The sequence below is a fragment of the Ktedonobacteraceae bacterium genome (genome assembly GCA_035653615.1).
Lineage (GTDB): Bacteria > Chloroflexota > Ktedonobacteria > Ktedonobacterales > Ktedonobacteraceae > DASRBN01.
The window spans coordinates 30,063-45,992 of sequence record DASRBN010000029.1 but is presented as its reverse complement, the minus strand read 5'-3'; the positions used below and the strand labels follow the sequence as shown (position 1 = coordinate 45,992).

7 protein-coding genes are annotated in these 15,930 nt (G+C 57.3%); all 7 read left to right on the top strand.

Annotated features, from left to right (window positions below; genetic code table 11):
- On the top strand, positions 1–3,856 hold a 3,856-nt coding region (locus tag VFA09_15030; GenBank protein ID HZU68589.1), incomplete at its 5' end, for an SDR family NAD(P)-dependent oxidoreductase.
- A gap of 11 nt (positions 3,857–3,867) precedes the next feature.
- Positions 3,868–8,760, top strand: coding sequence for an SDR family NAD(P)-dependent oxidoreductase (locus tag VFA09_15025; GenBank protein HZU68588.1), 4,893 nt, complete (start codon positions 3,868–3,870; stop codon positions 8,758–8,760).
- Positions 8,761–8,901: 141 nt separating this feature from the next.
- Entirely contained in the window at positions 8,902–9,756 is an 855-nt protein-coding gene (locus VFA09_15020; GenBank protein ID HZU68587.1) for a 3-hydroxyacyl-CoA dehydrogenase NAD-binding domain-containing protein, read from the top strand.
- A 17-nt stretch (positions 9,757–9,773) separates the two neighbouring features.
- On the top strand, positions 9,774–10,025 hold the full coding sequence (locus VFA09_15015; protein ID HZU68586.1) for an acyl carrier protein: 252 nt from the start codon (positions 9,774–9,776) through the stop codon (positions 10,023–10,025).
- A 12-nt stretch (positions 10,026–10,037) separates the two neighbouring features.
- The gene (locus VFA09_15010) at positions 10,038–11,210 is read left to right on the top strand and encodes an acyl-CoA dehydrogenase family protein (GenBank protein ID HZU68585.1); all 1,173 of its coding nucleotides are present in this window, start codon (positions 10,038–10,040) and stop codon (positions 11,208–11,210) included.
- Between the two features lie 31 nt (positions 11,211–11,241).
- Positions 11,242–12,354: an HAD-IIIC family phosphatase gene (locus tag VFA09_15005; GenBank protein ID HZU68584.1), complete on the top strand. Its 1,113-nt coding sequence runs from the start codon at positions 11,242–11,244 to the stop codon at positions 12,352–12,354.
- Between the two features lie 125 nt (positions 12,355–12,479).
- Complete coding sequence (locus VFA09_15000) at positions 12,480–15,923, top strand: amino acid adenylation domain-containing protein (GenBank protein ID HZU68583.1); 3,444 nt, start codon at positions 12,480–12,482, stop codon at positions 15,921–15,923.
- The last annotated feature ends 7 nt before the right edge of the window (positions 15,924–15,930 follow it).

Sequence of the window (15,930 nt, the reverse complement as noted above, 5' to 3'; positions counted from 1 at the left end):
TGGCACCGCTACCGAACTGGGCGACCCCATCGAAGTCGCATCCCTGACCAAAGCATTCGCCAGCCAGACCAACAAGACCGGCTTCTGTGCCATCGGCTCGGTCAAGACCAATCTGGGCCACCTGGATCGCGCCGCCGGGGTCACCGGGTTGATCAAAACCGTGCTGTCTTTAGAGCATGGCCAGCTTCCGGCCAGCCTGCATTTCCAGTCGCCCAATCCAGAGATCGACTTCGCACATAGTCCATTTTATGTCAACACGGCACTCGCTCCCTGGCCTCGTCAGAGCAGCGCACCTCGCCGCGCCGGAATCAACTCTTTGGGGCTGGGCGGAACGAACGTCCACGTGATCGTGGAGGAGGCGCCGACACGAACGCCTTCCGGCCCTTCGCGTCCCTGGCAACTCCTGCTCCTCTCGGCCCGCACAGCCACAGCTCTCGATACAGCAACAGCTAACCTGAAGCAATACCTGCAAGAACACGAAGACAGCGCGCTGGCAGATATCGCCTACACTTTGCAGGTGGGACGCAGCCGTTTCGAGCAGCGACGCATGCTGCTATGCCGCAGCCGCGAGGAAGCTATTGATCTACTGGAGACCAACAAAAATAATGCGCTGATGAGCCATGTGGAGCAGCGCAGTGACCGTCCGGTGGCCTTCCTGTTCGCGGGAGTAGGCGAGCAATATCCTGGACTGACCCAGGAACTCTACGAACAGGAGCCAGTCTTCCGTGAGAGTGTTGATCGCTGCGCCGCCATCCTCAAACCCTTGCTGGAACTGGATATACGCGAACTGCTTTACCCAAAGCCTGAAGGCCACCAGTCCGAACACCAAAACGGGCATGCCAGCGCAGCAGGAATGGATTTGCGAGTTTTGATGGGACGCAATGGACATGCTCCCAGAAATAACTCGCCTGTTCTCGAGCCGTTCAAACAGACCCGCTATGCGCAGCCACTGATGTTTGTGATCGAGTACGCGCTGGCCCAACTCTTAATGCAATGGGGAGTGCATCCCCAGGCCATGCTTGGCTATAGCCAGGGCGAATACGTTGCCGCCTGCATTGCGGGAGTGCTTTCGCTCCAGGATGCCTTACTGCTGGTAGCTCGCCGCGCGCAGATGATTCAGAACCTGCCCGAAGGAGCGATGCTGGCGGTGGCCCTCTCCGAGCAAGACATCCAGCCCTACCTGGATGAACAGGTCTGCCTGGCCGTCATCAATGCCCCCAACACGTGCGTGCTGGCCGGGCCTGCAGAGGCTCTCACCCAGGTCGAGCAGCGTCTCAACCGGCAGGGCATCGCGGCACGCAGAGTGGAGACGAGCCATGCTTTCCATTCCTCGATGCTGGAACCACTTCAGGAAGAGTTGACCCGGCTGGCACGACAGGCACACCTGCACGAGCCACAGATTCCCTATGTGTCCAACGTCACCGGCACCTGGATCACAGCCGAGCAGGCGACCGATCCCGGCTACTGGAGGCAGCACATGTGCCAGACTGTGCGCTTCTCCGACGGCATCGCACATCTCCTCCAACAGCACGAGCTGGTACTGGTCGAAATTGGCGTGGGGGCGGTGCTCGGTTCCTTTGTCAAGCAGCAGGTGGTTGCCGGCAGCAGCGAGCGTATGCCGGTCGTGGTCTCGACTCTGCCAGCCCTCTACGAGCGCCAATCCGAACAGGCGCTGCTGCTCACCACACTGGGCAAGCTCTGGTTAACAGGTGTCACGATTGATTGGAAAGGCTTCTATGCCGGCGAATCGCGCCATCGGCTGGCCCTGCCCACCTATCCCTTTGAGCGACAACGCTACTGGATCGAGCCGCGCAGGCGTTTAGGACAGGCTCGCAATGAGCATATCGATTCAGACGATCCGCGAGCAATGCTCAGTAATTTGAAAATGGAAGAACTGCAGGACTGGTTCTACCTGCCGGGATGGAAATATGCTCCCCCGCCCGAAAGCGCGGACTTGAGCAAGGAAAACAACTGCTGGTTGCTGTTCCTCGATGACCATGGCGCCGGCAGGCGTATTATGCACCAGCTTCAAGAACACGAGCAGCAAGTCATCACGGTTATACCCGGCGAGGGATTCCGCCGGCTGGACGAGCAGGCATATATGGTACACCCGGCGACAAAAGGCGATTACGAGGCGCTGCTGAAAGCCCTGCGCGCCGAAGGGAAATTACCGCGGCGAATCGTGCATCTATGGACTGTCTTCACAGAGACACAAACCGGAGTACCCTCGCAAAAACAGCAAAAGGAAGATGAGCGATTCGCAACCATCCTGGAGCGCGGCTTCTATAGCCTGCTGGCCCTGGCACAGGCCCTGGGAGAACAGGACATAGAGGGTTGCCAGATCAACGTGATCTCCAATGATATGCAGGATGTGACCGGAAACGAACAACTGTGCGAGGAGAAGGCCACAGTAATCGGCCCTTGCAAGGTCATTCCCCAGGAATACCCGCATATCAGCTGCCGCAGTATCGATATTACACTGCCAGAGCCGGGAAGCTGGCAGGAAGAAGAGTTGCTGCAATTATTGACGACAGAACTGCTGGCCGCGCCAGAACAAACGGTCGTTGCGCTACGTGGCAACCGGCGCTGGATACAGAGCTTCGAGCCCGTGCGACTGGCCGAGCAGCAGATACAACCTGGCAGACTGCGGGAGGCCGGCGTGTACCTCATCACGGGTGGGCTGGGCGGCATCGGGCTTGCAATGGCCGAATACCTGGCGCGTACCGTGCGGGCAAGGCTGATTTTAACGGCGCGCAAAGGGCTGCCGCCGCGCAGCGAATGGGCCAGCATCCTTGAAACACGGGGAGACACAGAGGGAGTTGGGCGACAGATACGCAAGGTGCAGGAACTTGAAGCACTCGGGGCCGAGGTGCTGGTCATGCAGGCTGATGTCACAGACGAGGCGCAGATGCAGGCCGTGATCCGGCAGGCAATCAGCTGCTTCGGTGCCATTCATGGCGTCCTGCATGCCGCCGGAGTACCAGGCGTGGGCCTGATGCAGCTCAAGACGGCAGCACAGGCAGCACAGGTGTTGGCTCCCAAAATACAGGGTACAAGAGTATTGGAGCACGTGCTGCAAGGACTCTCGCTTGATTTCCTGGTGCTGTTCTCTTCGATTACCTCAATCACAGGCGGTGGGCCTGGACAGGTGGATTACTGCGCCGCCAATGCCTTCCTCGATACCTACGCGCATCGTCATTTCGCGTGGCATGGTATGACGGTTGCCATCAACTGGGGCGAGTGGCAATGGAATGCCTGGGAAGCCGGCCTGAGTGGCTATGATCCTGAAGCACAGGCGTTCTTCCGTGAGAATCGCAGGCGCTTCGGCATCGATTTCGAGCGCGGAACCGAGGCATTACGACGTGTGCTATCGCGGCGCTTCCCGCAGGTGATCGTCTCAACGCAGGACTTCCGCGCGCTGGTCGAACTGAGTCGTTCGTATACGGCGGCAACGATGTTGCAGAACACGCGCAGGAGCCAGGAAACCCGAGAACTCCATCCACGACCGGCCCTGGCAAGCGAGTACGCGGCGCCAAGGAACGATCTCGAACGGCGCATCGCCAGCGTCTGGATGGAACTGCTGGGAGTCGCCGAGATCGGCATTGATGATAATTTCTTCGAACTGGGTGGCAACTCGCTGGTGGGTATCGACTTGATCGGACGCCTCAGAAAAGCGCTGCAGATCGAATCGCTGCCGTCCTATGTCCTCTACGAGGCGCCCACCGTCGGCGCGATGGCGCAATACGTGGAGCAGAACAAAACAGGCGAGGTCGTTGAAGAGCGTTACGAGCGCGGGGAACGCCGCCGGGAAAACCTCAAGCAGCGTATGATGACCGGCGCAAGAAGAGCAAGGTAAAGGGGGAGTAGATGAGCATACATGAAATGGATACGACAAACAACACGCCAGCATTCGCGGGTATCGCCATCATCGGCATGTCGGGCCGTTTTCCTGGAGCGCGTGATATCGAGCAATTCTGGCACAATGTGGCTTCCGGCGTGAAGTCCATTCGCTCCTTCTCTGATGACGAGCTGCTGGCAGCCGGTGTAGACCCCGAACTGCTCAAGCTGCCGAACTATGTCAAAGCGGGGGCAGTGCTGGAAGACATTGACCTGTTCGACGCAGCCTTTTTCGGCTACGCGCCGCGCGAGGCACAGATCACCGACCCCCAGCAGCGTTTCTTCCTTGAATGCGCCTGGGAAGCCCTGGAACGCGCCGGATACGACCCTGAACGCTATCGTGGATTGGTGGGGGTATTCGCCGGCTCCGGTTTCAGCACCTACATGTTGAACAACCTGTACGGCAACCCCGAATTATTGGATATCATCGACCCCTTGCAGGTAGCGATTGGCAACGATAGGGACGCGCTGGCCTCGACGGTTTCCTACAAATTCAATCTCAAAGGCCCCAGCATCAGCGTGCAAACGTTCTGTTCTACCTCGCTGGTGGCCGTGCATCTAGCCTGCCAGAGCCTGCTGAATTATGAATGCGATATGGCGCTGGCCGGGGGTGTTGCCATCCAGGTGCCGCATGTCAGCGGCTATATCTATAAGGAAGGCGGCATCGTTTCACCCGACGGCGAGTGTCGCACATTCGATGCGAAGGCGCAGGGCAGCGTGATGGGTAACGGAGCCGGTGTCGTCGTACTCAAACGCCTGGATGAGGCGATAGAGGATGGCGACTACATCTATGCCGTGATTCGCGGTTCGGCGGTCAATAATGATGGCAGCGTGCGCGTCAGTTATACGGCGCCGGGACTTGACGGGCAGACCGAGGTTATCGCGGAAGCAATCGGCAATGCAGGCGTACCGGCAGAAACCATCAGCTACATCGAGGCACACGGGACGGCAACCATGCTGGGCGATGCCGTGGAACTGGCGGCCATGCAGAAAGCCTTCGCGCTGAACACGCAGAAAAAAGGCTTCTGCGCCATCGGCTCCGTCAAACCCAACGTTGGACACCTCGACCGCGCTTCCGGCGTTACCGGACTGATCAAAACCAGCCTGGCCCTGCACCATAAGCAGCTCCCACCCAGCCTGAACTTCGAGCGCACCAGTCCCGATATCGACCTGGCAAACAGCCCGTTTTATGTCAATACGCAGCTCGCGCAATGGCCTGCTCATGGCGCTCCCAGGCGTGCCGGAGTCAGTTCCTTTGGACTTGGTGGCACCAACGCGCACGTGGTGCTGGAAGAGGCTCCGGCCCTCGCGCCGGTCAGCCAGTCGCGACCATGGCAACTGCTGCTGCTCTCCGCAAAAACGGCGCCGGCACTCAAAACGGCCGCTGGCAATCTCCAGCACTACTTAGAGCAGCACCCGGAGGCGAATCTGGCGGATATCGCCTACACGCTACAGGTGGGTCGCAGCGCCTTTAATTACCGGCAGATAGCCGTATGCCAGGATTCCGCCGGGGCGATAAAAGCCCTGCAAAGCACTCAATCAACCTATCAGGCATTCAAAGATCGCGGCGTCATGTTCATGTTCGCGGGGTTAGGCGAGCAATACGCAGGCATGGCACACGAACTCTATTTAAACGAAAAAACCTTTCGTGAAGCGGTGGATCGCTGCTCGGATATTCTTAAGCCCTTGATGGGTATTGATTTGCGAGAGGTGATCTACCCGGCAGGATGGGAAGCAGAGCGATCAAATGGCTCACTAGCGCAAAGACAACACGCACCTGATTTGCGGTCGCTGCTGGGGCGCAACGGGCGGCATACTGGATCGGCATCCTCGCAAGCAATGACGGGTAAGCCCCACCCGGGACGCGAGAGGATTGAAAGTTGGCCTCGCCCAGGTCGCGAACAATCTAGCCCCTACACCTCCTATAGCCGGAAGCAGCGGGCCGAAAATGCTGTTGATGCTTCCGAACGGCTCAAGTCAACGGCCCTGGCGCAACCTGCCATATTCGTGATCGAGTACGCGCTGGCCCAGCTATTGATGCAATGGGGCATCCAACCCAGGGCGATGATCGGTTATAGCCTGGGTGAGTACGTGGCGGCGTGCCTCTCAGGCGTCCTTTCGCTTGAGGATGCGCTGCTGCTAGTAGCGCGGCGGGCACAGCTTATCCAGGAAATGCCGGCTGGGGCGATGCTGGCGGTTGCGATGTCAAAGGAGACGGTGCAACTCTTCCTGGATGAGCAGATCTGCCTGGCCGCCATCAACGCCCCCAATACCTGCGTGCTTGCCGGGCCGCTAGAAGCTATCGAGATGTTAACAGAGCGCCTGGAGGAACAGGAAATCGCTTTCCGCCACGTGGAGACGACGCACGCCTTTCATTCCACAATGCTGCAATCGCTCAAGCAGCCCCTGACAGAGATCGCGCGCAGCATACGACTGCACGCGCCTCAGATTCCGTATATCTCCAATGTGACAGGGACATGGATCACGGACGAGCAGGCAACCAGTCCCTTATACTGGGCCGAGCATATGTGTGGCACCGTCCAGTTTGCAGAGGGCATCGCACACTTACTCGAGGAAACAGAACACGCGCTGCTGGAAATCGGCCCCGGTCAATCGCTGGCTTCGTTTGCCAGGCAGCAATGCAACAACGAACGCATAGCCCTGGTGCATGCCACGCTGCCATCGATTTACGAGCGGCAGTCCGACCAGGCATACTTGCTGCACACGCTCGGCAAGCTCTGGATGGCAGGAGTGAACATCGACTGGACGGGCTATTATGCCGGTGAGCGCCGCCAGCGCCTGTCCCTGCCCACCTATCCTTTCGAACGCCAGCGATACTGGATCGAACCAACTCCCAGGCGCGCCTTCGATGTCATTCTGAGTGAAGCGAAGAATCCCGCGCGCTCATCGCCGATTGATCGGCCCTCCGAGCCTGCAAAAGGCAAAAAGCCCGACATCGCTGACTGGTTCTATAAGCCCTATTGGAAACAGGCGCCCTTGTCCGGAACACACACCGGGGAAATACGCGACCCATGGCTGATATTTCTCGACAATACCCGGCTTGCCGAGGAAATAGCCTGGCGGTTAGAACAAGATGGACACACGGTCGTGCGCGTGCAGGCAGGGATGCAATTCCGGCAGCTTGGTAGCGCCCTCTTCTCAATCCGGCCCCAGCACAAGGCCGACTACATCACCCTCTGCAAAACATTGCAGGCCAGCGGGCGCATGCCGAAAACCGTTTTGCATTGCTGGAGCATCACACGCGAAAATCAGGCGTTGGATACACCGCCGGCCTATGCCCGTTCAGAACAGTTTCAGGCCAGGCAGGAGGAGGGCTTTTATAGCCTGATATATCTTGCGCAAGCCCTTTCTGCGCAGGTCTACGACGAATCAATGCAAATCATCGTCCTCTCCAACCATATGCAATCAGTAACGGGCCAGGAGGCTTTGCAGCCGGAAAAGGCCACCATCCTGGGAGCATGCAAGGTCATCCCACAGGAAAACCTGAATATGCTCTGCCGCAGCATCGACCTGGCAGTTACCGATTACCAGCATTTACTAGACTCACAGCTCGTCGATCAGTTGATGGCCGAATGCGCGGCCCCGGCTACCGATCTCATCGTCGCCTATCGCGATGGCGAACGTTGGGTGCAGGCATTTGAGCCGGTACGCCTGGAAGCCGCTGAAGCAGCGTTCTGTAGGGACAGGGACAGGCCGCTGTCCCTGCGAGTGGGGGGAGCGTATCTGATTACCGGCGGTCTGGGCGGCATTGGATTAGTACTGGCGGAATACCTGGCAAAGCAGGTGCAGGCCAGACTGGTGCTGGTGGGGCGTTCCGATTTCCCGGCAAGAGATACGTGGGACGCATGGTTAGCCGGCCATGCAGCAGAGGATATTACCAGTCGCAAGATCCGGCACCTGCAAGCACTAGAAGCTATGGGAGCTGAAATACTGGTACGGCAGGCAGATGTGGCGGATAGCGCGCAGATGCGGGCAGTCATTGATGCCACAATTACGCGCTTTGGGATGCTGCACGGCGTGATTCATGCCGCCGGTATCTCGGCAGAATCGGCCTTCAAGACGGTTTCCGAGATCAGCTCTACCGAGTGCGAGATGCACTTCCGGCCTAAAGTGCATGGTCTTTTCGCCCTTGAGGAGGCGCTTGACGGCCTGGAACTCGACTTCTGCCTGCTCTTCTCCTCGCTTTCGGCAGTGCTGGGTGGCCTGGGCTTCGTAGCATACACGGCAGCAAACATCTTTATGGATGCATTCGTACACAGGCACAACCGCCTATCGACAACGCCATGGATCAGCATGAACTGGGATACGTGGCAGGTCAAGGAAGACGCGCACGGCATGTTAGGCGCTACAGTCGCGCTCTATGCTATGACACCTGAGGAGGGGGTGGAGGCCTTCACGCGCGTCATTGCAAGCGGCATGAGTCACCTGGTCAACTCCACCGGAGACTTGCAGGAGCGCATCCGGCAATGGATACGCATGGAGGGCCAGCACGATGCAAACCAGGCAGGCAGCGCGGGCAGACCATCAGGGGCGGCCAGGCCGCATCTTTCGACAGAATACGTGCCGCCGAACGACGAATTTGAACAGCAGATTCTCGAGGTCTGGCAGCAGGTACTTGGTATCGAGCAGGTCGGCATCCAGGACAATTTCTTTGAGCTAGGGGGGCACTCGTTGATGGGTACGCAATTGATCTCGCGCCTGCGTTCGGCCTTCCAGGTCGATTTACCGCTGGCAATGCTTTTCGAGTCGCCAACCGTTGCCGAACTGGCCCTCGCCATCAAGCTCAAACTCATAGAAGAAATCGAACAGTTGGATGAAAACGAGGTACAGAGCCTTGTATAGTTTCAGTACCCTCGAATGGGTTGTGAAAGGACAAGCTACCTGTTGCCCGTTGATCCGCCCTATGAATTGCCGCGATAGGAGGCAGGAGCAAATGGCTATAAGAAGATGTATAGTAGTTCACTATTGGAAGGAGGTCTGAAGTTGGATATACGCATCGTAGGTGTGGTGGGAAGCGGGGTGATGGGCGTGGGTGTCGCACAGAACCTGGCCCAGTCCGGTTATAAGGTGATTCTCCTGGATGTTTCGGACGAAATCCTGAAACATGCACGCGATGAAATCACCAAGAATGTGCGCTTCTCGCGGCTCTTCAATAAAGGCGCGGGCCAGGAGAGCATCGATACCATCCTTGAGCGCATCACCTATACTCACGATTACGCGCCGTTCGCCGACGCGGATTTCGTGATCGAGAATGTGACGGAAAAATGGGAGATCAAGCAGCAAGTACACCGGCAACTCGACGCGGTATGCCCGGCTCACTGCGTATTTGCCGCTAACACTTCCGCCATCTCCATCACGCGCATCGCCTCTGTAACGCATCGCCCGTCACAGGTCATTGGCATGCACTTCATGAACCCCGTCCCGATGAAGTCGATGGTCGAAGTCATTCGCGGCTACCACACTTCGGAAGAGACGATTGCGACCGCGCGCAATCTGCTGGCAGGCATGGGCAAAGAGTGCGTAATCGTCAATGATATGCCAGGTTTCGTCTCGAACCGCGTGCTGATGCTCACGGTCAACGAAGCCATTTTCCTCGTACAGGACCAGGTGGCCCCGGCAGAGGACGTGGATAAGATTTTCAAATCGTGTTTCGGCCACAAAATGGGGCCGCTGGAAACAGCAGACCTGATCGGCCTCGACACCATCCTCTACTCCATCGAAGTGCTGTACGAAAGCTACAACGATAGCAAATATCGTCCATGCCCCCTGCTCAAAAAGATGGTAGATGCGGGGCTTTATGGTCGCAAAAGCGGCAAGGGCTTTTACAGCTACTCATAGAAAAGAAAGGCAACACAATGGAAGACATTCGCAGCAAAACAAAGGCATTCCTGGCACGCTTTTTTCAAAACATTGACCTGGGAGATGACCAGGACATCTTCGCGATGGGCTTTGTCAACTCCTTGTTCGCCATGCAACTGGTGCTGTTCGTAGAAAACGAGTTCGGCATCAGCGTTGAAAACGAAGACCTGGATATCGAGAATTTCCGCACCATCAACGCTATCGTACACCTGGTTGAGCGCAAGACGACAACACAAATGACGGTATAAGGCCAAACGATCATGAAAATCGAACTCACACCCGAACAGAAGCAGGCACAGGCGACATTTCGCGCCTTCGTGGAAGAAGAGATCATCCCTATTGCCGATCAAAACGACCGGGAGGAATATACTCCGCCTGGCTTGATTGAGAAGATAGCGCAGAAAGGATTTCTGGGGGCGCTCACTCCACCGGAGTATGGTGGCAGCGGCATGGATATGATTACCTTCGGCCTGCTCAATGAAGAACTGGGGCGCGGGTGTTCTTCCATCCGCAGCCTGCTGACCGTGCATAGCATGGTATCACACGCGATACTGCGCTGGGGCAACAAGCAACAGAAAGCACGCTGGCTACCGGACCTGGCCAGTGGCGTAATGCTTGGAGCTTTTGGCCTGAGCGAGCCCAATGCCGGCAGCGATGCCAAAAGTATCGAGACAACAGCGCGGCTCGACGGCGATTACTATGTTCTCAACGGCACAAAGAAATGGACAACCTATGGGCAAATCGCCGACCTCTTCCTGATTTTCGCGCAATGCGATGGCAGAGTTTCCGCGTTTCTGGTAGATAAGAACGCACCGGGATTCTCAAGAAGGCCTATTAAGGGCATGCTGGGTACAAGGGCGTCGATGCTGGCAGAACTTCGCCTGAATGATTGCCGCATACCGCGTGAGAATCTCCTTGGTGGCAAGGGGTTCGGCCTGGCGTCGGTCGCGACCTCGGCCCTTGATATAGGCAGGTATAGTGTGGCGTGGGGATGCGTCGGAATTGCTCAAGCCTGCCTGGAGGCATCGCTCAAGTACACAAGCACTCGCAGGCAGTTCGATGCCTACCTCAAGGAACACCAGCTCATCCAGCAAATGATTACGGATATGATTACGAATGTGAAAGCTGCCCGCCTGCTGTGCTGTAAGGCCGGGTATCTAAAGGAGAGCGGCGACCCGGAAACCATCATGGAGACGTGGATTGCCAAGTACTTCGCCTCTACCATCGCTGCCAGGGCCGCCAACGACGCGGTACAGATTCATGGCGCCAACGGCTGCAGCGAAGAATACTCCGTGCAGAGATACCTGCGCGACTCGCGGGTCATGGAGATTATCGAGGGCAGTACGCAAATCCAGCAGATCACCATCGCCAGATATGGCTACCAGGAAACAGGCCTCACAGGCAACTCAGTCATGCTCAAATTAAATGCATAGCGACTGATCAACTAAGAAAGGAGCGAGAACGATGGCGGGCAACGCGGTTCAGAACCTTGCCGCGGCAGATTCAATCGAGAGCAGCGAGCAAATGCCGGGCAAGGCTTCTAGCCAGGCAAAGAAACAATCGATCAAGTGCGTGGTATGGGACCTCGATAACACGCTCTGGGATGGGACATTGTTAGAGGATGAACAGGTCTTATTGCGAGACGAGGTCATACATGTCATCAAGACCCTGGACGAACGGGGCATTTTGAACTCCATCGCCAGTAAAAACGAATATGACATAGCTATGTGCAAGCTCGAGGGACTTGGCATCCGCGAGTATTTTCTCTACCCGCAAATCCATTGGAATTCCAAGGCCGATTCGCTCAAATCGATTGCGCAGTCGATTAATATCGGCATCGATACGCTCGCATTTGTTGACGATTCGGATTTCGAACTGGCAGAGATAGCTTTTACGCTGCCCCAGGTATTATGCATCAATGCGCGGGACATTGGTACGATACTGGCTATGCCTGAAATGAATCCGCGCTTTATCACTGAAGACTCGCGCAAGCGGCGGTTGATGTACCTGAGCGATATCGAACGGGACAGGGCCGAAAAAGCCTTCAACGGTCCCAACGAGGCGTTCCTTGCCACGCTGGACATGGTTTTTACTCTCGCCGAAGCACGAGAAGAGGACCTGCGGCGCGCGGAAGAACTGACCGTGCGCACGCACCAGTTGAACACGACCGGCTACACCTACTCCTACGAGGAACTGAACGCCTTCCGGCAATCGGACACGCACAAACTGTTCATAGCCGGCCTCGATGACCGATTCGGCACATATGGCAAGATCGGGCTGGCTCTGCTGGAATGCATGCCGGAGGTATGGACCATCAAATTGTTGCTGATGTCGTGCCGCGTCATGTCGCGTGGCGTCGGAACCATCCTGATCAACTACCTGTTGCACCAGGCAAAGGACGCGGGCGTGCGACTGCGCGCCGAATTCGTACCAACCGACCGCAACCGCATGATGTACATCACCTACAAATTTGGTGGGTTCAAAGAGGTAGAGCAGAACGGCAACCTGGTGATTTTCGAAAATGATCTGAGCCATATCCAGCCATTTCCACCCTACGTGCGGGTGATTGTTGAATAGACAAACATCAGTCCACGCTGTCCAGTCGTGTATGGGCCGATTCATCGGCCAGCCAAGGTAGGGGCCGATTCATCGCGCCCATCGCCGATTGATCGGCCAGCGTTTGAAAAGAGAAGAGAGCAGCTATGAATACAGAGGATACCTTCTTGAAACGACGCGCCGAGCTTTCCGCCGCGAAGCAGGCGCTGCTGGAAAAACGCCTGCGCTATATGCGCGTTCCGGCATCTCCCGCAGGCAGGACAGCAACCCTTGAACCGCCTGAAATCGAGCCATCACAGGAAAAAGAGCGCGGCCCGGCACCATTATCGTTCGCGCAGCAGCGACTCTGGTTCTTACAGCGGTTGGAGCCAGAAAGTTCCGCCTACAATGAGCCAATAGCCGTCTATATGCGCGGCAAGTTGAACGTCGAGGCGCTCACGCAGACCGCAAGAGAGATCACGCGCCGGCACGAAATCCTGCGCAGCACCTTTCCGATGATCGATGGGCAGGCCGTGCAGGTCATCGATCCCACCTTTCACCTGAATCTGACATTGCCTTTCATCGACCTGCGCGGCATACCGGCGGCAGAACGCGAGGCCGCTGTACAGAGGAAGGTGAAAGAAGAGCTGGAGCGCCCATTCCATCTCGAAAGAGAGATGCCCTGGCGCACCGTCCTCTTGCAACTCGACGAGCAGGAACACGTCTCGCTCACCATCATGCACCATATCATCACCGATGGCTGGTCGGCAGAGGTCTTCGTCAAAGAAATCGGTGTCCTCTATTCATCGTTTGCTGCCGGGCAGACACCACCCCTGCCAGAGTTGAAGCTGCAATACGCCGACTACGCGCGCTGGCAAAGACGCGAACTGGAATCTGGCCGCCTCGACCGGCAATTGGCCTACTGGAAACGGCAACTGAGTGGCGATCTTCCCATCCTGGAATTGCCCGCCGATCATCCCCGGCCCGCCGTCTCAACCTACCGGGGCAAACGCCTGCCCTTGCGACTGCCTTTATCTTTGAGTCAGGAATTATCGGCCCTGAGCCGGCAGGAAGGCGTCACGCTGTTCATGACGCTGCTGGCTGCCTTCCAGGTATTGCTCTATCGCTATTCGGGCCAGGAAGACCTGCTCATCGGCACGCCTATTGCCGGGCGTACCCGTCCCGAATTTGAGGGATTGCTTGGTTGTTTTGTCAACACACTGGTGCTGCGTACCAGCCTGGCCGGTCATCCCAGCTTCCGTGCGCTGCTCAAACGTGTGCGCCAGGTCACGCTGGGCGCCTACGATTCCCAGGACCTGCCTTTCGAGAAGCTGGTCGAGGATTTGCAGCCTGAACGTAGCTTGAGCCATAATCCCTTATTCCAGGTCATGTTCATCCTGCAAAATATGCCCCTGGCCGACCAGGAACTGGCCGGACTCACCATCAGCCAGGTCGCGCTAGAAAACAACACCGCCAAGTTCGATCTCTCATTGTGTCTGCAAGAAACACCAGAGGGATTGACCGGTTTCATCGAATACAGTACCGACCTGTTTGAAGCGTCCACGATAGAGCGCATGGCCGGGCACTTCCAGCGCGTGCTGGAAATGATAGTCGCCAATCCCGAGCAGAAAATTACTGCCTTTCCACTGCTTTCTGAAAGTGAACTGGAACAACAGCTCAACGAGTGGAACGCAACTGAAAAGGCCTATCCCATCGCGCAATGTTTCCCTGCCCTTTTCGAGGCCCAGGTCGAGCGCACCCCAAACGCTATAGCTGTCGTCTGCCAGCAGGAGGCTCTTACCTACCGGCAATTGAACCGCTGTGCCAACGGGCTTGCTCACGAGTTGCGCGCGCTGGGAGTCGGCCCGGATACGCTCGTTGGCCTGCTTGCCGAGCGCGGCATCGACTTGCTGACTGCTATCCTGGCCGTCTTTAAAGCAGGCGGCGCCTATCTCCCACTTGATCCACATCACCCGCCTGCTCGCATGCGCCACATTATAGAACATAGCCACACGGCCCTTGTGCTTACCTCTCAGTCATTTGTTGCTCAAATCAACGCTACCGTAACGGAACTCGCTGAACGCCCCCAGATACTTACGCTTGAAGATATGCTGGATCGGCATTGGCAAGGTATGGAGAATTTGCAGCCAGTGGCAGAGCCGCACCACCTGGCTTACGTCATCTACACGTCCGGTTCCACCGGCACGCCCAAGGGTGTCATGATCGAGCAGCGCGGCATGCTGAACCACCTGTTTGCCAAAATCGACGCGCTGCAACTGACTGATGCAGACGATGTGGCGCAAACGGCCTCGCAATGCTTCGATATCTCCGTCTGGCAAATGCTGGCCGCCCTGCTGGTCGGTGGGCAGGTACACATCTTGCCTGATGAGATCGCGCATGACCCCGCGCGCCTGCTCTCCGAGGTGGAATCATGGCAGATCAGCATTCTGGAAACCGTCCCCTCGCTGCTGCGCGCTATGCTGGACGCACCGGAAGCTGATGCAACCGGCAAACCCGCGCTCTCGTCCCTGCGCTGGCTCATTCCAACAGGCGAAGCACTGCCGGTAGACCTCTGCCACCGCTGGCTGGAACGCTATCCTCACTGCCCGCTCATGAATGCCTATGGGCCGACCGAGTGTTCCGACGATGTGACGCATCACGCCATCTCCCGGCCACCCGCCGAAACGGAGAGAACGATACCCATCGGACGCGCCATTCCCAATATGCGCACTTATGTGCTGGATGCGATGTTACAGCCGGTGCCGGTCGGAGTCAGCGGGGAGCTGTATGTTGGCGGCGCAGGCGTTGGACGTGGCTACCTGGGAGAGGCAGCGCGCACAGCAGAGGCCTTTATTCCCGATCCATTCAGCAATGAATCAGGCGCGCGCCTGTATAAAACCGGTGACCTGGTTCGTTACCGCAGCGATGGCACACTGGAATTCCTTGGGCGCATCGATCACCAGGTCAAACTGCGCGGCTACCGCATCGAGTTAGGAGAAATCGAGGCCGTGTTGAGTCGGCACGTTGCCATTCGCGAGTGCGCCGTACTGGTACGCGAGGACACTCCTGGCAACCAGCGCCTCATCGCCTACATCGTTCCACAGCCGGGACAGAATCTTCAGAGTGACGAGTTATCTGGCTATATGAAAGATATACTGCCGGAGTATATGGTTCCCTCGGCCTTCGTCATGATGCACGCCCTACCGCTGACGGCGAATGGCAAATTGGATCGCAAGGCACTACCCGCGCCGGATCAGGTCGATGCGCTTTCACAGGCAGCATTTGTAGCGCCGCGCACGCCTACCGAGGAGGAGCTAGCGAAAATATGGCGCGACGTGCTTGAAGTCGAGCGCATCGGCATTCACGATAACTTCTTTGAGGCCGGGGGGCATTCGCTGCTCATCACCCAGGTCGTCGCGCGCATCCGCGATGCCTTCGAGGTAGAATTGCCCTTGCGCGTCCTCTTTAAGACACCCACCATTGCAGGAGTCGCGGAAGCCATCGAAAAGATGAAGACTCGCACTGATGAATTGCGCAAGCCCTCGCTTGTAGCGGTTGCCAGGGAAGCGCATCGTATCCAGCGATCACCTTTAGAAGAAGAGGGCCAGTAAGAGATGA